We start from the raw sequence: 19,089 nt of genomic DNA on the forward strand, positions 1-19,089 counted from the left end.
CCTTACAGTGAATATTTTACCATCTTTTCTTCTTTCTTTCTATAATTTTCTGAATTATTTTTATTGATTTTATTATCCACACAAATTATAATTGATGTACACAGTTTTTCTATTTACTGGAATTTAGGTGATAAAAAGTGAAACATGAAACAGGGCTAAAAAAGATTGAACGAGAATTAGAGTACTTAAAAATCACAAAACGAGAATTGCAATTTCAAGATAAACAGAATGATAGAAAAAAACGAACGAAACGATTAATAGAAACAGGTGCATTATGCGAAAAATACTTCGATATGTACCACATGACAATGGAAGATCGAGAGGAAGTATTTAAAATATTTTCTAATTACATCAAAGCAAATACGCCTAATCGTTTTTGTAAGAAAGAAAATCCCTAATATATAAACAAAATATCTTATATGGTGGTGAATGATATGAGTAATAAAACAGAAGAAAAATTAAAAGCGCTTCTTGAGAAAGAAGAACAACTCAAGAAAGCAAAACAAGAATTAAAAAGAAAAATGAAAATTGAGGAAAAGAAAAAAAGAGAGAAGCTGTGTAAAGATACTGGTGAATTAACAGAAAAATATTTCAATATTGATCATCTATCTATCGAAGAACGAGAAGTATTATTTGAATCAATTTCTATTCGTGTAAATGAAAAAATCGAGAATTTATTTCCTAGCGTACAACAAATAAAATATATTTCATCTGAAGATGAAAATAACAATACTGTTTCCAAACATTCTTCTGTAGCTCTGTAGACCTTCTAAGTAACTATACTCATACAAAGGGGGATTATTATTTTCATGCATCTGACAACGTACGTTGTGTTAAATATGTTTGATAGTACACTTTCATTCATCCAAGCAAGTAACCTAGAACAAGCTTTTGAAAATCTGAAACATTCCTCATTTGATTTGGAAAAAACGTGGAGAATACATGATATATCTTGTTATAGCAAAAAAGATGCAATGATGATATCAGCTCACAATAAATCCGACAATAATTATGTTCGTTATCTCATTATGAGTAAGAGAAAATGGGATGAAGAAAAAGGTAAATTTCAAACTGTATTTAGAGAGATATCTTATCACAATAAGTGATGAAATCCTCTCTTCATTTTTAAAATTTTTAGTGAAAGAAGGACTTCACTTGATTCAAATAAAAAGTTCCCTATTGAAACGTGATATTCAATGAAACATTGTATGAAATGCAATAATATAGTTGAACCCCTAAGTTATAGTACGTTACGTAAAATCAAAAAATCCGCCGCTGAGTTCAAGCATTCGGATAAAGAAGAAATGCACAAAATTAAAATCTCCGCACTTCAGTTTTCCAACAAAAAAATTTGTGAATATTGCTATTTAGAAGATTTAGCATACCTCACAACAATTATGAGAATAAAAGCAATACAACAAGAAAAATCCCTGTTTTAGAATTTTGATTCTACGAACAGGGATTTTTTACTGACATTATTTTTTTTGGCTCATTTGTTTTTTCTTCATTTGTTCTTGATTCCATTTATAGGTGATATCTTTAATTTCCTTCAAATCTAATTTCTCTGCTGGAATGATATCTATTACAGAACCCTTGAATAAACAATGTGTCTTTTCTTCTGTTTGAACAAAAATAGTATAGGTATCTCTCCCATCTATAATTCCCTTTAACGATTTTCCACCTTGTAGTACAAACGTACAAGGCATCTTCTTATGATCTAAATATTGCATGACGAAATCCAATTCTATATACATTTTATCTCTCCCTTTCTATTGTACAAAAATGCTAAAAATTAATTGTCAATTTCCGAAAATTATCATCTTGAACTAATCGCCAAATATTGTACTCTCATCAACATTATCCAAATAATTATCATCTTTTTGTTTCTTTTCAATTGGATCTGATTCCTTTTGTACTTTTACTTCCTCTTTCTTATCCACTTTCTCAATATGCTTTTCTTCTTTCTCGACTTTTTGTTCCTTTACTTCAGCGATTGGAACATTTTTGTTTTGATGAACATTATTTATATTCGCGTTTTCTAGCAACGCTGAAATGTCTTGATAAAACTTTTCCTTCATGAACAGATCTCTTTGCATTTTCTTCGATACTTCATAATCTGTTACATCATCTATTCCGTACTGATCTACAAAATGTAAAACTAACGTAATTAACGATTCAGATAGATTTGTTTGTGCATTGAGCCAATCATAAAATTTTGGATTTGTCTCTTTTTTAAAATTCCAATTGTATTGTTCTCTCTGTTTCTGTTTACTCATTTCTTAGCCACCCTAGAAGCCAATTTCTTACTTAAAATCTCCATACCTCTAACATTCATTTCTGTTGCATAAGTTGGTGAAATCCACAGTAATTGCATATCATTCACTTCACAAAACTCAAATGCTTTTTTATACAAATCTTCTTTTAGTGCAATGCTTCCTCCGCCGTAAACCGCGAGAACTTCAGCTTGGCTAGCTGTTTTATAAACATATGCTTTTTCGATATCATCATAAATCCCTTGAGCTTGCATATAACGAGTTTCTTCTAAAAATTCTACAGCCTTATCATGTTTTTTATCATTAGGATCAGTAACTAATTCACTGAATTGTTGACGATTGATATCTACGCCACCCTCATATTCTTCTTGCAACAATTTAATTGCTCCCTCTATTGCATGACCAATCCCTCTTTTTTCTCCCCAACAAGCGTCTGGAACAGGGTTTAAACCCTTAGAAAAAATGTATTCAGAGGTACCGTCTCCAATATCAGCGTGCAGAATTTTTTTGTTTTTAAAATATTCACCATTTACTTCTTCTTCTACCATTAGATTAGCTTTTCTCTTTTTAACCTCTTTATCATCTTCTTTACTATCTGTTTCTTTTTTATACAACTTATTAAAGTCATCGAACATATCTTGATTTCCTTCAAAGATGGCATATAAAGCCGGAATACCTTCGCGAGTTACTTTTACAGTTTCAAATTTGATTTGTACTGTTACTTTTTCTTCACCCACATACACGATCACAATATGCACATTTTCTTTAAAACGGCTTTCTAGAAAACGAGCTTTCTTCCCTTCATATTCAGAAGCTGGAATTGCTAATATTAGTGATGCAGGTACCTCTATACTTTTTGGTAATTCTCCTACTTCTTCATAAATCGTTTGAACCGCTTTAGTTGCCATAACAGATAGAACATTAACCACTGGTATATCTCGTTTATATTTATCTCCTAATTCAATATCAAGGGCATCCGGTTTACCATTTGAGTGTGCAGCACGATATCCTACATAGAATTTTCCATCACGTTCAATTGCATCACTCGTTACATGAACACAAATCTCATTCATTAAGTTAGTTACGCTTTGTTTTAAACTTCCTTCTTTATTTGTCACGCGGCCAAATACACGCTTATTTACATCTGGTAGTTTGATTACCTTTCCACCATTAATCACCATTTTTAATTCACTATTTCCGATATCAGCGACTGTCCTCATCATATTCAAAAACCACCCTTTTTATATATTTTTTATACGTTTTTTATACCTTAATTATATTATAAACCATCCACCTTTAAATTTCAATAAAATACGTATTAAATTTATATAATTTTTATATAATTTTTATATGGAAAATATTACATATTTAGCCAGGAAGAAATCCGTATACACTTTTCATTTATTTTTTATATGAAATTCATATATTAAATGTATAAATTTTATATAAATAGAGTGCGCAGAAAACTTAGATAAGGATTATATATAAATTAAATATATAATCTGTGTATTTTTTATATAATTAAAATACATTTTTCCTACATTTTAATAAAAAGACTTATAAGGTAATCGCAAACCAAAGGGGGATTTGAATTTAATGAATCGTAATAAAATCGGTGTTGTTGGCTTTTCTACATTTGTAAACGGAAATTTGGTTTTCAAAGTAAATGGAAGTTTTGAACATAATGATATTATTCAGAGGTATTGGGATGAAAAATGTGCTCATTTACATGAGGATTGTATAGTTTCAGAAGATGCCAGCCTGATTGTCGATACTGTACCAGCAAATAATGAATATGGTTATGAACTTAGATTATTAGCAGCATGGAATCATACACAACGTAAATTTCGTTATGAGTATGATGATGTTGGGATGAAAGCGGAATATATGGGGTTAATTGTTGGTTTAGAGGGAACATCTGATACAGATACATCGGGTATATGCCCTAGTTGTTCAAAGGGGAATTTAATACCAATGTATGATGAACACCCTAATTGGATAAAATTTTGTCGGTATTGGATAATTCAGAATACAGCCCTTTACCATACTAATTAAAAAGAAAAAAAGGAAACTCTAAGCTATATTTCGAGTTTCCTTTTTTTAAAATCATCGGTCCCCACAATCAAACAGTGGTGGAATACACATTGTATCTGTCCATGATACCGGACTGACCGTTCTTTGCGAGAGAGGATAAGGAACAGACAGATTCGTCTATCCCCAACCCCTTCCAATCTTGGAAGGGGTTGGGGATGGTTGGCTTACTTCCAGAATTGCCACCATCGCTTCTTTTTTTGTTTAGCATCTAATACTTCTCGCAGTGTTTGCAGCAACAATTCATCTCGTTTTTTTATGCTTTCATCGACATATTTCCGCAATTCCTCCATTTCTTTCCTGATCCTTGCTATCTCATCTACTGTGTCAATTGGTGAAGAGGTGTCCTGAGGTTGTTTCATTTGTTTGTCCACGTTGTCCATTGTGTCCTCACTATTGTTTGAACTGTTTACAACGTTGTAAACACATTCAGGAATTGTCCCAAAACCTTGTTCATGTAATTCCATCATTTGTTTAAATAGCTCTACATCACGGGTTGAATACAATATTCGGCCATTCTTTTTCTGGAATGTATGGCCCAAACGTCTGAAATGCGCCGTGTATGTCCGCAATGTGCTTGGGGGTATGTTTAAGCTTGTTTACAACGTCCGAACTGTTTAATGGACGTTGTGGACGTTGTAATGAGATTACTTGACTCATACAATCAACTCCTAATTAAAGTTTTAAAGATTAAGTGAGTTGCTGTAGCAATTCTATGTGGTTTATGAAACCCCTTGTGTATCCCTAAAACTAGTCAAGTTTCCCTAAAAGTTTTAATTCTATTTATGAGGTTTGTCAGAATCCCCTATGAATCTTAAATGTATTAAAGAATAGAGTCTTTATTAATTTTTTCATTTTATATGTATAAAAACATTTATTAAGTAATAATTTCAATAATTATATAGAAGGTTCAATTATTATATAAAAAATACAAATACTATATAGGCGAAAAGAAAACCCTGAAAGCCCTTGTGGCTCTAAGGGTAGGTTAATTGTCTGAAAATTTGAATCGGAATGCTAACTTATCCATAAAGACAACTACAAACTTTCCAGTTTCACACAAGCTTTATAACAATGTACTAAGGTTTACACAATTTAATTAATAAATTACTAACAATTCCACAAGTATTTAAACGTAGTTTAGTATGTGGAAGTACAAAAAACAGTAGGGGAAGAAAAATCAAACCTACTGTTTTTTAGAATTATAGGGTAATAGAAAGATTGTCTATTTTATTTCAACATGGCAAATAGCCCTGTTCTTAGTATTTTTTTGAACAAGGCTTATAATCTATGCGTTTTTAAAATTTAAGTAAGTCGGAATGCATTAGGTACATCTATATCATGAGAAATGAGTTCCAGTACAAGTGCATGACGTGTAGCATCGTCTAAATATCGTTCCGCCCATGGAACAAACGATTCACGCAGTTTTGCTCGTATCATGCCACCGATTGATTTTATTTTTTCTCCAAGTGCTAAGAAACTTTCACATTGATCCATTGCATAACTCATGGTATAAGTCATAAAATTATCACGAAGTTGTTTGTTTTTAATATATGTAGCGATTTGTGATACTTCTCCTTTATAAGAAACAACAATGTCTTTACGATCTTTATTGGTTAATGCTATGCCAATGGATTCAAGACGGGCTGTTGCTTCTTTACGCATTTTAGCTTCAGTTTGTCTAATTTCAGCTCGGTCATTTTTAATCACACATGCAGGATTCATACTAACCGTAAATTGAGTGATAACGATTTGTTGGATTTTTTCACGTATACGAGCTATCCGCCCTTTACGTGGGTTTCGAACCTTTTGTATAGCAACATCAAACTTGAAAACGGGTGAAATAATCTTTAAGTAGCTACGAACTTTCTTTGCATTTCGACCTAAACGTTCCTTTAAGCCATCCATGTTACGAACACAAGAATAATCTTCAACGGAATTTTTACTATTTTTAAATTGATGAGTAAAGTGGGTACATAATCCTAAAAATTCAATAATACCTTTGCTGTCACGATGGGAAACTAATTCTTTTAAAATCGAAGTCTCTAATAATAAGTTAGGGATTCGAAAATATGAAAGTTTTCCATCATTATCTTTTGTTTCTTTTGCTGTACGATTGAATCTTGCATAGTTGCAAATTTCATACACTGGAATTTTCCCGTTAATAAAAATTTCTCTAACAGCCCCAGAATGAAGCAAAGCTTGAAAACCTGTATGAATAGTTGAATAGGGAATATCAGATTCGTTCGCGATAGTAGATAATTTAAAATCACGAGGAAGTCGTCCTAAATCATTCACCTTAAAGTGAAGTAAAATAAGAGTAGCTAATGCAGATGAAGGTAAAGCATATTCACCAAGTTCGTTATTCTTGATTAAATATATACGAAGCTCATCAAAGAACTTTGGCCCATGCATGAGGTATTTTGATTTTTGATTTTTTTTACTAAATTTCATGTTTGTTTTTAAAGTTTTTGTTTCTAACTGAATATTGTTAGTGAAATCACTAGCACTTAGGGTTTCAAAACTAGTTACCATAAATAAACCTCCTATTTTTTCCACCGCAAATTTACGGAAAAATAGGAGGTTTTATATTCACATTGTATGTGTATTATGGTATAATTTTAATATCAAGTATGACATAAAAAAGAACCACATATACTTATAGTGTGAATTAAAACCCTATCTTTTGGAGTTATTAATTGGTATTGAGTTTGCCGACCTGAACCAATTAATAACTGTGCGGTGGGTTTTTTTTCTGTTTTTCTTTGATTATAATAATACATAAATTATGTTAATTTTTCAACTTATATTTAGTATGTTAATATTGTTTAAGAGATACTTCTACATACTAGTTTAATGTTTTTTTAAATAATTTACAAATAAGAATTGAATTATAAACCTTAAGAAATTAAGGTTTATAGAAATAGAGGGAAAGGCTATATGCCTTTCCCTCTATTTTTATAATTTAGAAAGTGAACATATTGTATTAGTTCTTGTTCAATTTGATTTTTGAGATCTGGATTTTTTGAAAGTTCTTTATGTAATGTTTGGGCTAATAATGCAATTTCTCTCTTTTCTTTACTTTCATTGTCATTGAATTCTACGGAATTACCTATTAAATAGTCAGTAGAAACATCAAAGAATTGTGCAATTCTAATTAAGGTTTTGTAATCAGGCTCTGTTCCAACATTTTCCCAATTAGATACATTTGTTTGTTTAACACCGAGTACTTCTCCAAGTTGTCTCATACTTAGCTTTTTATTTTTGCGTAATTCTTTTAGGCGTTGGCCAAACATATAAATCCGCCCTTTCATTAAAAAGTAGTTAAAAAATTAATTATATTTAAGTTGACTTTAGGCTTTAAGCCGAATACAATGTAAATAAGGGGGTGACGAATTGACTACAATACGTAAAATACGTGAAACTAAAGGATTTAGTATTAAAGATGTTGCAACTATTTGCGATATTCCAGTAACTACTTTATATGATGTAGAGACTGGGAGAAAAGGAGTATTAGCCAAAAGAGCACAAAAAATTTCTGACCTTTTAGGCGAGCCATTAGATAGATTATTTATTCCGACGTATTATCGAGCTAAAATCACATAATTCCAATTAACTTGATAAGTATACCTATATAATATACATTCAATGTACATTGTATAGGAAATAGGAAAGATTTCAATCATTTTTAACTGCAAGTAGAAACTATGTTCATGAAGTATATTTTTTTGTTCAACTTAGACTGAATTTTTTTAATATTAAATCTATTTAGATCTTTGAAAATTTCATACTCAAAAAGGAGCTACTAACAATGACGAAAAGATTCGTGTATTCCAAATCCTTGGCCTTGGTGATGAGCTTATGTATGTTCTTCATCAGTGTACTGATTCCGATGAAATCTGCGAGTGCGGAGGTGATTCATCGTGAAAATTACGAGATGAATTGGGCTTACAGTCCACAATACGGAAAAAATGTCCGTACAGAGCTTTTGAAAAACACCAGTGGTCAAATTGCGTATTGCTTGGTATACGGACTCAAGTCTCCAAATGGTACAGATTTACCAGAGGTAGGACGAACGGATGATGTTGTCTACCGTGTACTATTAAATGGATATCCGCAAAAAACGCCTGAACAACTAGGAGTTTCTACATGGCAACAGGCTCATTACGCCACGCAGCTGAGTATCTGGCATGCACTTGGACAAATCAATACAGGTGAGTTGCAATTTAAAGATGCAGCTGTGGAGCAAGCAACGAAAGCCATTACGTATGCGGCGGATCATACAGGAGACACACAAGATGTTTATATGAATGTACAACCAACAGATAAGCAAGAAGCAAAATTGAACGGTGAATACTTTGAAACCACAACATATGCTGTAGAAACGAATGCAAAAAAAGGTGAGTATAAGATTCAATTGCAAGAAGCACCAGCTGGAACACGAGTTGTCACAGAACAGGGGGAAGCAAAAGAAACATTCCAACTAGGTGAAAAATTCCGTGTACAAGTGCCGAAATCCTCTAAAAGTGCAGAATTGTCATTACGAGTAACTGCCAACCTGACCAATCAACATGCGGTGATGTATAAAGGCACAAGTGTGATTCAGGATGCAACGGTTCTATTAGAACATAGTCAAGAGAAAGTAAGTCAGGATTTACAAGTCTTTTGGAAAGCGGTAGGCGGTTTAAAAATCCTTAAAGTGGATGAAAACAAGAAACCACTGGCAGGAGCAGTATTTGAAGTGTTAGCTAGCGACCAGAAGAGTATGGGAACGATTACAACAAACGAAAAGGGGATTGCCTCTTTAGGTCATCTTGAGATGGGAACTTATGTCGTGAAAGAAATAAAAAGTCCTGTTGGATACATGTTGAATGATACACCGCAAACAGTAGAAGTAAAAACAGGTGAAATCGCAAACATCACAGCGGAGAATCATAAAATCAAAGGGAATGTGGAAATCAAGAAGTTAAGTGATAGTGGAAAAGTCCTTCCGGACGTTGAGTTTACTGTCTATACAGCGGATGGAAAAGAAGTAACGAAAATTGTGACAAATGAGCAAGGAATTGCAAAAGTAGAGAACCTTCCTTTCAACAAGTACTTCTTTAAAGAAACGAAAGGAGTAGAAGGCTATCTTGTAAACGAAACGAAATATCCATTCGAAATTAGTGAACAAGGGAAAACACTCACTTTCAAAGTAGAAAACAAAGAAGTCAAAGGGCATGTTCAGCTTCTGAAAGTGGATGCAGAGAATGCAGAGAAGAAACTAGCAGGTGTCACGTTCCTTCTACAAAACAGTGAAGGAAAGACAGTCAGCGAACATACCACAGATGAGAACGGACGAATTCAAGTAGAGAACCTTCCGTTTGGGTCTTACACATTTGTAGAAAAGAAAACGTTAGAAAACTATGTACTAGCAAAAGAGCCAATTCCGTTCGAAATTACAGAACACGGAAAGACAATAGAATTGGTTGCTACGAATAAGCTGATTACAGGGGAATTAGAACTAACGAAGGTTGATATCGCAGATGTGCGCCCGTAGGGTCGCTTTAACAAATCATTAGGTGGCACTAATGTAGGGAAAGATCACATGTATACCCTATCATCAATCAACTAACCTGAAAGAGAAATCGGAAGGGGACAATAGCATGTTGATAAAGCTCTAAGTTGGCGAACTATCCCGTCAAGACTGAAGAGCAAGGTGAAATACTACAAACAAGGATGAAAGCTAAACTGCTTGAATGATAGCCTGAGGGAGTATAATGTCGCTAGTAGCGAAAGATAGTTAGAAACGTTACATGGTCCCAATAGAGTTGGAACCAAACTCTATGCAGGGAAAAGAATACCGTCCGCGTTCTTAATCCTAGTGATCCAGGACCACCCATCCTCCATAAGAGGAAAAAGGCGAAAGTCACACCCGATATTGTAGAAAGCCAGTTGTTAAAGTGATAAACGGGGATTACCTAAATCAAAATGCCTAATATTATTACAGGCTATTGAGAATGACTTCAAGGCACTGCCAAGAAGTGTGACTCATGAAAAATTGACAAGGTAACGGAGTTTTCGTAGTAGTCTGAGTTGGGGAAAGCCTAATACATGGCGAAGGGAAACAGCCTATTCTATCTTAAAACAAAATTGGAAAGTGTGTGAGACGCTATGAGAAATCCAAAAATAGTTTTAGATAATCTATCTTCCCATGCAACAAAAGAGCATTACGTATTTGAAAAGTTATATCGCAATCTCTATAACCCAGAATTTTATTATTTGGCCTATCAGAAGATGTATGCGAAAGAAGGGAATCTTACAGCGGGAGTAAATGACAAAACGATAGATGGAATGAATGTGGACCGAATTGCTGAGTTAATTAGCCAGCTTAAAGCACAAACGTATCAGCCTACACCGGTTAAACGAGTATATATTCCTAAAAGAAATGGAAATAAACGGCCATTGGGAATACCTTCATTTGAGGATAAGCTCATACAAGAAATAGTAAAAAACATACTTGAAGCTATTTACGAGAAGCATTTCTCTACATCTTCTCACGGATTTCGTCCAAATAAAAGCTGCCACACTGCTTTAATGCAGTGTAAAAATACCTTCAATGGAGTCAAATGGTTTATTGAAGGAGATATCAAAAGTTTTTTCGACCATATTCATCACCATATACTCATTAAACTATTGCGTAGAAATATTAAGGATGAAAAATTTATTAACCTAATCTGGAAGTTTCTGAGAGCTGGGTATATGGAAAATTGGGTATTTCACAATACATATAGTGGAACTCCGCAAGGTGGAATTATCAGCCCTATTCTTGCCAATATATATCTAAATGAATTAGATACATATATTGAAAAATATAAACTTAATTTTGATAGGGGACAGAAAAGACGACAAACAAAGCAGTATGGGACGTTGCATGCCAGAGAAATGACATTGAAAAGGAAATGTAGAGAACATTGGCATACATTAGATGAGAAAAAGAAACAAGAAATTAAGAAAAAATGTAAAGAAATATCAAGTATGAAAAGAGCTATATCTCAGGGCGAACCAATGGATGAAAACTATAAAAGGCTACAGTACGTCAGATACGCAGATGATTTTATTCTAGGAGTAATAGGGAGTAAAGAAGAGGCTATACGACTCAAAGAAGATATACATAAATTTCTTCGAAATCACCTCGGTCTTGAGCTATCCCTAGATAAAACTCTTATCACGCATAGTAGTAAAGCAGCTAAATTTCTCAGTTATGATATTAAAATAAATCGCTCCTTACAAGTAAAGAAAACAAAAAGAGGTTATCTTAGAAGAACGCAGCTAGGAGTATGTCATTTACAACTATCTAAAGACATATGGTTTGAGAAGTTACTAGCTTTAGATGTTCTTTTTATTACAAAAGAGAATACATGGAAACCTAAACATAGGGCTTACTTAATCACTAAAGACGACCTTGAAATTTTAAGTATATATAATGCTGAAATTAGAGGACTGTATAACTATTTCAAACTAGCCTGTAATGTAAGTACTCTCAATAACTTTAAATACATTATGGAATATAGCATGTATAAAACTTTCGCGGCCAAATATAAAACATCAATCGGTAAAATACGTAAAAAATATAACATTAATGGAAAATTCGCTGTTACATATAAAACTAAAAATGGAATGAAAACACGATTCTTATATCATGAGGGATTTCAGTGGGTCAAGAGTATTAAAGATAAAAATATAAATATTGATGAAATTCCCAATACATTAACATACACATGGCGAACTAGCCTAACTGAAAGACTTTTGGCTGAAAAATGTGAATGGTGTGAGTCAAAAGGAATTAAAATTCATATTCATCACATAAGAAAGTTAAAAGACTTAAAGGGGAAAAAGCTATGGGAACAACAAATGATAGCCAGACAGCGAAAAACGTTAGCTCTATGTGAAAAATGCCATCGAGACCTACACGCAGGAAGATTAGATGGATAGGTGGAAAGCCGTATACCTCGAGAGGGGTACGTACGGTTTGGGAGGGAGTATTTGGAAACCTATTGTAGAAATACAAAAAGGCGCTGGGTGCTTACCTTACGGAAATAATAAATTACCAAATGCAGAGTTTACGATTTTTAATGAAAAAGGCGAAGAAGTTGTAAAAGGAAAGACAAACGAGCAAGGTATTGCGACATTCAAACTTCCGTACGGGAAATACACATACAAAGAAACGCAAGCACCAGAGGGATATGTCTTACATGAAGAAACATTCTCTTTTGAAATTAAAGAAGAGGGAGAAATCATTAAGCATACAGTGAAAAATGCAAAGAAACCAGTACCAGCGCCAGAAAAACCGGAGAATCCAACACAACCAGAGAAAGAACAAAAACCTGAAGTGCCAGCACCGACACCAGAGAAACCACAGCCTGAACAACCAAAAGGAGTAGAACAGCCTGTAAAAGAAAAGCCAATTGTGAAAGCAGTAGAACCAGCACCAAAGGAAGTAGAACATAAGCTTCCAACAACAGGTGGAAAAGCAGAGAATCCGTATTGGATGTGGATTGGTGGAGTTGTACTGTTATTAGGTGGACTTGTAGCAATTCGTGCCTATCGTACAAATAAAAAGGCGAATGAGTAGGATATCAATTGTAGGAAAGGGTGAAGTACAGTGGTGAAATATCGATTAGGTTATGACTATGTATTTATACCAAATGAACCGATTGTGTATAAAGGAGAAGACGTGAGCTCCATGAGTGTCGATGTGTTGTTTCAAGTATTTGATGAAAACGGACAGGAGCGATTGTTTGAGGGGAAGGAATTGACAGATCAACGTCTTCTCTTGAAAAACGGGTCTTCTTGTTATCTAACAGAGTTAGTAAGATGTTCGTTTGACAAAGAAACGATTCTATCTTTTGAACGAAATCAGCGTTTACTAGAAGGCAGTGGTTACACGATAGAATGGACAATTGATTCGTATGCCAAAGCTGTAGGAATCGGTTATTCTGAAGCACAGGAAATGTCAAAAGAAGAATGGATGGACATGATGGTACAGTATCGAGAGCTGTTTGACAATCGGGATAATGACTCAGCACAAAGTTGTGCGTATTTTACCGAGAAAGTAACGGTTTGACACCAGTAAATGAATGATTTTCAACGACAAAGGGCTGGGTTGGTGGGAAATGTAAAAGTATAAAGGGTGTTAGTTGAGATCATTATCTAAAATAGAAAGTAGGGTGCGAAATGATGAAAGCTAGTGTGATTAACCCATTACAAGTGAATTACGAAAGAATTTGTGATGAAAATCAGAAGCAATTTGTAAGCGGTACAGTTGGAAAAGAAAAGAAGTATACCCTCCACTTGGATGAATATATGCAGGCAATGGCAATTGCGAGAACATTTTTCAAACCAGCAGAACGAGAAGGTTTTTGGGTAGAATCAGCTATAGAATTATTAGCAGGTTGTATGATGTATTTTCAAAACAAGAGCGGAGAACTCCTGTATGTTGATGTAGACCAGACATTAGATTTGCTACAGAAAACAACCGAACAAGAGGACTTTGTAACAGAGTTAATGACGTCAATTGGAGAAAATCACCCATCGTATCATATTTTTAAGAGAATTGATTCTTCAGAACGTATGACAAGGACAGGGATTATTGAACAGTTAGTTTCCATTCTTCGGAAACATGATATCTATCAGCAATATCTGAAAGGGCGAGAAAGGGGAGAAGGGATATGAGTCAGCCATTGAAGAAACATTCCTTTGTGGTTGGAAAGTCTGGAGGAGGAATGGGTCAAAGCTATATTTTGGAAGGGGAAAATAGTAAGTTGGTAAAGGCAAAGGAATATCTGTCCCAAGAAAGGCTTCAGGAAGATTCTTATGAGGTGGAAGAAACGTTCCATTTTTTTAGAGGGTGTAAGAATGCATGTATACTAGCCATTCCAACATGGATAGCTATATTACTGATATGGTTTCTATAATGAAAATCCGAAAGATAGGTGAAAGAAATGTTAATCGGGGCTACTGAAATCAAGTTTGAAAAAGAAAACCGTAACTACTCAGCTTAGTTAAACAAAAAAGCATGCCAAATACATGTTTCCTGTTCGAAAACATGAAAAAGAACACACTCCGATAAGAGAAAGAATCTATATGAAATAGAAACATTCTCTTACGAAAGAGTGGTATTCCAAGGAACCGTTCCGGTTTTTAACACCTGACTTATCGCTTGTAATACTGATTGATTTTGTTTTTTCATGGTGCTCATAAAACTACGTATGTGGCAAAATGATTCTGCACCTTCCTTACTTCGAAACGTCCCAGACACTTTTTGTTTGACTTTCGTCATCCGAATATCTCGCTCCGCTTGATTGTTATCAAATGGAATATCTGGACTTTCTAAGAACGCTAGAATTCTGTCCGCATACTTAGCAAAGCGATTCCATAAATTTTGAGAAGGCGTCTGTTTTCTTTTCTTTTTTTGTTCTGCAGAAGGCACCTGTTTGCCTTTCAATATGGCCTGGTATGCGGCAAACAGATTCTTTTTCTCTATTTCTGGAATATTTCCCTTGTATTGCTTTTTTATTGTCAAAGCTTGTGTAAGGAATTCTTTCATTTGTTGTGCCCATGTTTCTCCGGTACTATCTATAATCCCTTGCAAATCTCGCAAGAGATGGGCATTACATAAAACATGACGACAATCTGTATACACATCATACGGTTTCCACCCATCATGCATAGCAATTCCAGAAAAAGAAGGCAAGATTTCACCTGCATCCATCGCTTCTTTTCCGCGTTTTTCATGAATATGTTGAAATGTCACCTCCGGTGTACTCGCAGTATGTAACCATTGTGTTTTATTTTCTACTCGCATACCGGTTTCATCAAAATGGACAACAGAAGACTGCAGAATCTGTTCTTTTACTTCTTCGAGAAACGGCCGCAATTGAGCAGAAAAAGCATGGGTATGATTGACTAACGTCCCTTCGCTTATCGAATGTCCAAAACAATCTTGAAAGAATTCTTTTGTTCGTTTCAAAGAAAGGCATTGATAATGTGTTAAATAAGGAATCAGTGTTTTTATATTTGGACCATATTGAACAGGACGAGAGACAGTAGAGGGAAACTGGGATTCTTGGATAGAATGGCAATGTGGGCACTCTTTTTGTTCCACTTTATGTTCTGTGACTTCTATCAGGATAGGTGGTAAATCATACACTTGGCGAATGCGGTATCCTTTTACAGGTTCATGTTTTAAGGACGTGTGACAACAAATACAATGCGTAGGAGAATAGGTAATCATATTGTCAGGAGTCGTTGTCAAATGAAGTGTATGTCCTTTGTGGCCCAACTGGCCACCGGTTTGACGCTGGGATGATTTTCGCAAACTTTTTGTAATAGGCTTACGAAAACCATCTGTAGAGGGTGGTTTATGACTATTTGTAGAGTTTTTTTTTGAACGATTTTCTAATTCTTCTATACGCTCTTTTAAATTCTGTATTTGACTTTCTAATTGATGAACAAAATCGTAAATAGCTTGAGGTCCCTTTTGATAGACAGCTAGAATTTCTTGTTTTTTCAACATAAATACCACCTCCTTGTCTGATATATCTAGTATTCACACAAAAAGTACATATCAGACTAGTAAATGAAAAAAGCCTCCGTGAGGAAGCTGAGTAGTTACAGAAAACCATTCGAATGTGTACGTCGTTGGTCCTACTGGCGCAGGAAAAACACGATGGTATACCATTCCAAATGTAAAGCAAGAAGAAAAGAACATCATCGTTGTAGAGAGTAGGAAAAAGGAAATCTATTATGCTACCAATCAAACAAAAGCTAAGCAGGGATATGAAATCTTACAATTGGATCTCCTTCATCCGCTATTTGAAGAACGCTTACAAGACATAGTGGTGAACGCTACACAACAAAAGTTTGTGTTATATATTTCTGTCAATCTCATTGATAGTACGTATCAAGAGCGGGGAGATCGTCTTCAAAAAGTATTCGACCTACTACAAGAAAAAACATTAGAAAGAGATGTACATCTCTATTTAGATGAGTATGAGTTGTATCCCATTCCCAATCTCTTGCATGTCCTACAAGTTGTGAGAGCCAAAGGACTTCATATTTCCATGATTGTTCAGTCACACGCTCACCTCCAACAGGTTTATGGGAAACAGATTGCCAATCAAATTGCTGGGGATTGCAATCAAATCCTATTCTTTGGCACAAATAGTATGGATGATGCAAAATATTTTAGTCGAATGAGTGGATACGATCAAATGGAACTTTTTTTACTACAAAATGAAGTGATTGTACTCGATACGTATTATCTTCCAAGAAAAATACCAATTAAGCAGGTAGATTGCAATCACTAGATGACTAGAGAACTATACAAATGGAGGGTTCAAAATGACTAAGAAACAAGCATTTCTGAAGAAAGTCACGATTGTAAGTGGGACAGTGCTTGCGCTGTCTTCTCTTACTGGGTGTTTTGGAAAAGAAGAAGCATCATCTAAAGAAAAAGGCAAAAAGAAAACGGAAGAAGTAAAAAAAGAGAAAAAGCCTGAGAAGGAAAAGGAGAAGTTAGAGAAAGAGAAGGAAGGAGAAAAAGAACCGCATCCTACCGATGAAAATGTCATGCATGTATCTTCTAAAAAAGAATCTTCTCCTATCTCTACCACGATAGCAAAAAAATATTTAACCGAAGATGAGACGAAGCAATTAACAACGATTCTTCAAACGAATCAAAAATCGAAAATAGAGCAAGAAAAGTTACCAATGCCTGCAATCGAACCACCAAAAATAGAACCATCACCGCCAGTTATCTTGACACCATTAGGAAATACATCAAATGCAAAAGAATCCATTTCACTTGAAAAACCTACAGCACCAACCAATATAGAAAAGCCGAAGGTGAAGGTAGAACTGCCAACAGAACCTGATAAGCCTACGCCACCAGTCATTATGCCACCAACAGATGATGGAGGGGATAAACCGAAACCGCCCGTTATCGTACCACCTACAGGTGGAAATGGGGGAGATAAGCCTAAACCTCCCGTAGACCCGCCTATAGAGCCAGAAAAGCCGAACCCAATCGTAGATAGCGAAGCACCAAAAATGACAGTAAAAGAGAATCTAACGGTACAAAAAGGACAGAATCTAAATCCTCATCATTTGGTTACCGTAACCGACAACATGGATCAGAGTCCGTTATTGTCGATTAACGGAAACTATGACACAAGTCAAACGGGGGAAATGCAGGTAGAAGTGGTTGCCATTGATAAAGCAGGTAACCGTTCTAGTATCAGGGTAACAGTAACCGTTATCGACCCCGAAGCAGATAAGGATAGGGAAGCGCCTGTGATCAAGCCGAAAGAGAATATTACAGTGACAGTTGGTCATATTCTTTCCGCACAAGATTTAATTACTGTAAGTGATAACAAGGATGCGAATCCAATTGTTTCTGTCGGCAAGTACGATACAAGCAAAGCAGGAGAGATACAGGTAGAAGTTATTGCGGTAGACCGCTCTGGAAATCAGGCAAGTGTCATGGTTACGGTGAAAGTAATAGATGTAAATGAAAATAAAGACACGGAAGCGCCTGTAATTACACCAAAAGAGAATGTCACCGTAAAAGTCGGAGCAAAATTATTACCACAAGATTTGGTGACCGTACAAGATAATCAGGATGCAAACCCTACAGTAACGATTGGAGCGTATGATACGAGCAAAGCAGGAGATATTTCAGTAGAAGTGATGGCAGCCGATAAAGCAGGAAATCTTTCTGTTACGAAAGTGGTAGTCAAAGTAGTAGAAGAACAAAAGCAAGACCCACCTGTTGAACCACCAAACGAACCCGAGAAATCATCATCTACAGAAGACACATCCAAGCAGGCGCCAATGGAACAAGGAGGGCAAGTGTAGTGGGAATGGGGGATTATACTTACGCATGTATGCTCTATACAGCTGAGCAAAGTAAGAAAGGGCAGGTGTTTATCATTGACCCAAAGTCGAATTTGGGAGAGCTAGACATAAAATGGGGAGAGAAGAGAGGGAGTGGTTGTCATGAAACAAAAAGTAAAAAACTTGTTTCAAAATAAAATCATTTGGCAGTATGCAATGTTTGCGATGATATGTGTCATTATATTTACGCCACATACTGCTTTTGCTGCTGGTGAAGAAGACCAGATTAAAACAAAGATTAAAAGTATTGTAGATGCTGTTTCGACTATTATTCTATTCGTTGCCCCATCCGTTGGAGCTTGTATGTTTGGATGGAAAGGAATCAAAATGAAGCTCGCAAATAACCCATCGGAGAAAGCAGAATGCAAAGGCGATATGCTATCGATTGTGATGGTGACAGGCGTGATTTTTATGGGAACATTAATTGTGAATTTTGTGGTTGGAAAGTTGAGGTAAAGAAAGATGAGTCCAAAACACATTCATATTCCAAAAAATATTGAGGCGAAGTTTGAGTTAATTCCGAATACAGGTATAGGGTGGAAGGAGATAGGCTACTATCTTCTCTTCCTTCCACTTGTTGGCGGAACATTGTATTTGTTACCGATTCATATTTTTGTGCAACTTGGATTAGGTTTAGTCTTGTTCGTTCTATTTACGGGGTTACTTGTGCTACCAGCGATTCAAGGATGTAACGTGAAAGCAGGTGCGTACTTGCTAGATGTATTTCGTTTTCATCAGCGAAAAAGAAAGAAGCAAACGATCTTGTTATATAAAAAAGAGTAGGTAG

At 35.2% G+C, this 19,089-nt stretch carries 20 protein-coding genes and 3 pseudogenes; 16 read left to right on the top strand and 7 right to left on the bottom strand.

Annotated elements, in window-relative coordinates; genetic code table 11:
• Window positions 1-137 precede the first annotated feature (137 nt).
• The 3 genes from MHI28_RS33785 to MHI28_RS33795 are packed head-to-tail and all read left to right on the top strand — an operon-like array spanning window position 138 to window position 1,106.
• Complete coding sequence (locus MHI28_RS33785) at window positions 138-398, top strand: hypothetical protein (RefSeq protein ID WP_340828884.1); 261 nt, start codon at window positions 138-140, stop codon at window positions 396-398.
• Between the two features lie 36 nt (window positions 399-434).
• Window positions 435-764: a restriction endonuclease gene (locus MHI28_RS33790; RefSeq protein ID WP_340828885.1), complete on the top strand. Its 330-nt coding sequence runs from the start codon at window positions 435-437 to the stop codon at window positions 762-764.
• 45 nt (window positions 765-809) lie between these two features.
• A complete protein-coding gene (locus MHI28_RS33795; protein ID WP_336457360.1) occupies window positions 810-1,106 on the top strand; it encodes a hypothetical protein in 297 nt (98 codons plus the stop codon).
• A 369-nt stretch (window positions 1,107-1,475) separates the two neighbouring features.
• Here the strand turns inward: MHI28_RS33795 and MHI28_RS33800 are convergent, their stop codons facing one another.
• From MHI28_RS33800 to MHI28_RS33810, 3 genes are all read right to left on the bottom strand, one after another.
• Window positions 1,476-1,754, bottom strand: coding sequence for an RNA chaperone Hfq (locus MHI28_RS33800; protein ID WP_197230820.1), 279 nt, complete (start codon window positions 1,752-1,754; stop codon window positions 1,476-1,478).
• A 72-nt stretch (window positions 1,755-1,826) separates the two neighbouring features.
• Complete coding sequence (locus tag MHI28_RS33805) at window positions 1,827-2,276, bottom strand: hypothetical protein (protein ID WP_016099641.1); 450 nt, start codon at window positions 2,274-2,276, stop codon at window positions 1,827-1,829.
• Window positions 2,273-3,496 carry a ParM/StbA family protein gene (locus tag MHI28_RS33810; RefSeq protein ID WP_000986490.1) on the bottom strand — a complete coding sequence of 408 codons (1,224 nt, stop codon included), beginning with the start codon at window positions 3,494-3,496 and terminating at the stop codon, window positions 2,273-2,275. The genes MHI28_RS33805 and MHI28_RS33810 overlap by 4 nt, the downstream gene beginning before the upstream one ends.
• A 373-nt stretch (window positions 3,497-3,869) precedes the next feature.
• Between MHI28_RS33810 and MHI28_RS33815 the strand changes: the two genes are divergently transcribed.
• Window positions 3,870-4,328 carry a hypothetical protein gene (locus tag MHI28_RS33815; protein WP_340828888.1) on the top strand — a complete coding sequence of 153 codons (459 nt, stop codon included), beginning with the start codon at window positions 3,870-3,872 and terminating at the stop codon, window positions 4,326-4,328.
• A 203-nt stretch (window positions 4,329-4,531) separates the two neighbouring features.
• On the opposite strand, the pseudogene MHI28_RS33820 reads toward MHI28_RS33815, so the two are convergent.
• The 3 genes and pseudogenes from MHI28_RS33820 to MHI28_RS33830 form a co-directional block, all read right to left on the bottom strand.
• Window positions 4,532-5,024, bottom strand: a pseudogene (locus MHI28_RS33820) (MerR family transcriptional regulator).
• A 645-nt stretch (window positions 5,025-5,669) separates the two neighbouring features.
• Entirely contained in the window at window positions 5,670-6,899 is a 1,230-nt protein-coding gene (locus MHI28_RS33825; RefSeq protein ID WP_340828889.1) for a hypothetical protein, read from the bottom strand.
• Window positions 6,900-7,300: 401 nt separating this feature from the next.
• Window positions 7,301-7,660 carry a helix-turn-helix domain-containing protein gene (locus tag MHI28_RS33830; protein WP_000467904.1) on the bottom strand — a complete coding sequence of 120 codons (360 nt, stop codon included), beginning with the start codon at window positions 7,658-7,660 and terminating at the stop codon, window positions 7,301-7,303.
• 100 nt (window positions 7,661-7,760) lie between these two features.
• Between MHI28_RS33830 and MHI28_RS33835 the strand changes: the two genes are divergently transcribed.
• The 7 genes and pseudogenes from MHI28_RS33835 (at window position 7,761) to MHI28_RS33865 (ending at window position 14,320) form a co-directional block, all read left to right on the top strand.
• On the top strand, window positions 7,761-7,970 hold the full coding sequence (locus MHI28_RS33835) for a helix-turn-helix domain-containing protein (RefSeq protein WP_000207879.1): 210 nt from the start codon (window positions 7,761-7,763) through the stop codon (window positions 7,968-7,970).
• 259 nt (window positions 7,971-8,229) lie between these two features.
• A pseudogene (locus tag MHI28_RS33840) lies at window positions 8,230-9,891 on the top strand (SpaA isopeptide-forming pilin-related protein); the annotation flags it as partial.
• 626 nt (window positions 9,892-10,517) lie between these two features.
• Window positions 10,518-12,338 (top strand): reverse transcriptase/maturase family protein, encoded by a 1,821-nt coding sequence (locus tag MHI28_RS33845; protein ID WP_078186893.1) that lies wholly within the window; start codon window positions 10,518-10,520, stop codon window positions 12,336-12,338.
• Window positions 12,339-12,438: 100 nt separating this feature from the next.
• A pseudogene (locus tag MHI28_RS33850) lies at window positions 12,439-12,978 on the top strand (SpaA isopeptide-forming pilin-related protein); the annotation flags it as partial.
• 30 nt (window positions 12,979-13,008) lie between these two features.
• The gene (locus MHI28_RS33855) at window positions 13,009-13,470 is read left to right on the top strand and encodes a hypothetical protein (protein ID WP_006923686.1); all 462 of its coding nucleotides are present in this window, start codon (window positions 13,009-13,011) and stop codon (window positions 13,468-13,470) included.
• Between the two features lie 113 nt (window positions 13,471-13,583).
• Window positions 13,584-14,078 carry a hypothetical protein gene (locus MHI28_RS33860; protein WP_340828892.1) on the top strand — a complete coding sequence of 165 codons (495 nt, stop codon included), beginning with the start codon at window positions 13,584-13,586 and terminating at the stop codon, window positions 14,076-14,078.
• Complete coding sequence (locus MHI28_RS33865) at window positions 14,075-14,320, top strand: hypothetical protein (RefSeq protein ID WP_006923690.1); 246 nt, start codon at window positions 14,075-14,077, stop codon at window positions 14,318-14,320. Before MHI28_RS33860 ends, MHI28_RS33865 begins: the two co-directional genes overlap by 4 nt.
• 188 nt (window positions 14,321-14,508) lie before the next feature.
• On the opposite strand, the gene tnpC is transcribed toward MHI28_RS33865, so the two are convergent.
• Complete coding sequence (tnpC, locus tag MHI28_RS33870; protein WP_197233369.1) at window positions 14,509-15,921, bottom strand: IS66 family transposase; 1,413 nt, start codon at window positions 15,919-15,921, stop codon at window positions 14,509-14,511.
• A gap of 115 nt (window positions 15,922-16,036) precedes the next feature.
• Between tnpC and MHI28_RS33875 the strand changes: the two genes are divergently transcribed.
• From MHI28_RS33875 to MHI28_RS33895, 5 genes are read left to right on the top strand one after another with little or no spacing between them, the layout of a single operon-like run.
• Window positions 16,037-16,714 carry a type IV secretory system conjugative DNA transfer family protein gene (locus MHI28_RS33875; protein WP_340828893.1) on the top strand — a complete coding sequence of 226 codons (678 nt, stop codon included), beginning with the start codon at window positions 16,037-16,039 and terminating at the stop codon, window positions 16,712-16,714.
• A 34-nt stretch (window positions 16,715-16,748) separates the two neighbouring features.
• Window positions 16,749-18,263, top strand: a complete 1,515-nt coding sequence (locus MHI28_RS33880) for a hypothetical protein (protein WP_340828894.1) — start codon at window positions 16,749-16,751, stop codon at window positions 18,261-18,263.
• Entirely contained in the window at window positions 18,263-18,439 is a 177-nt protein-coding gene (locus tag MHI28_RS33885) for a hypothetical protein (RefSeq protein ID WP_340828966.1), read from the top strand. The genes MHI28_RS33880 and MHI28_RS33885 overlap by 1 nt, the downstream gene beginning before the upstream one ends.
• Entirely contained in the window at window positions 18,405-18,758 is a 354-nt protein-coding gene (locus MHI28_RS33890) for a TrbC/VirB2 family protein (RefSeq protein WP_000810964.1), read from the top strand. The genes MHI28_RS33885 and MHI28_RS33890 overlap by 35 nt, the downstream gene beginning before the upstream one ends.
• 6 nt (window positions 18,759-18,764) lie before the next feature.
• Entirely contained in the window at window positions 18,765-19,085 is a 321-nt protein-coding gene (locus MHI28_RS33895; RefSeq protein WP_000074651.1) for a hypothetical protein, read from the top strand.
• The last annotated feature ends 4 nt before the right edge of the window (window positions 19,086-19,089 follow it).

Source organism: Bacillus sp. FSL K6-0268 (assembly GCF_038005425.1).
GTDB lineage: Bacteria > Bacillota > Bacilli > Bacillales > Bacillaceae_G > Bacillus_A > Bacillus_A thuringiensis_S.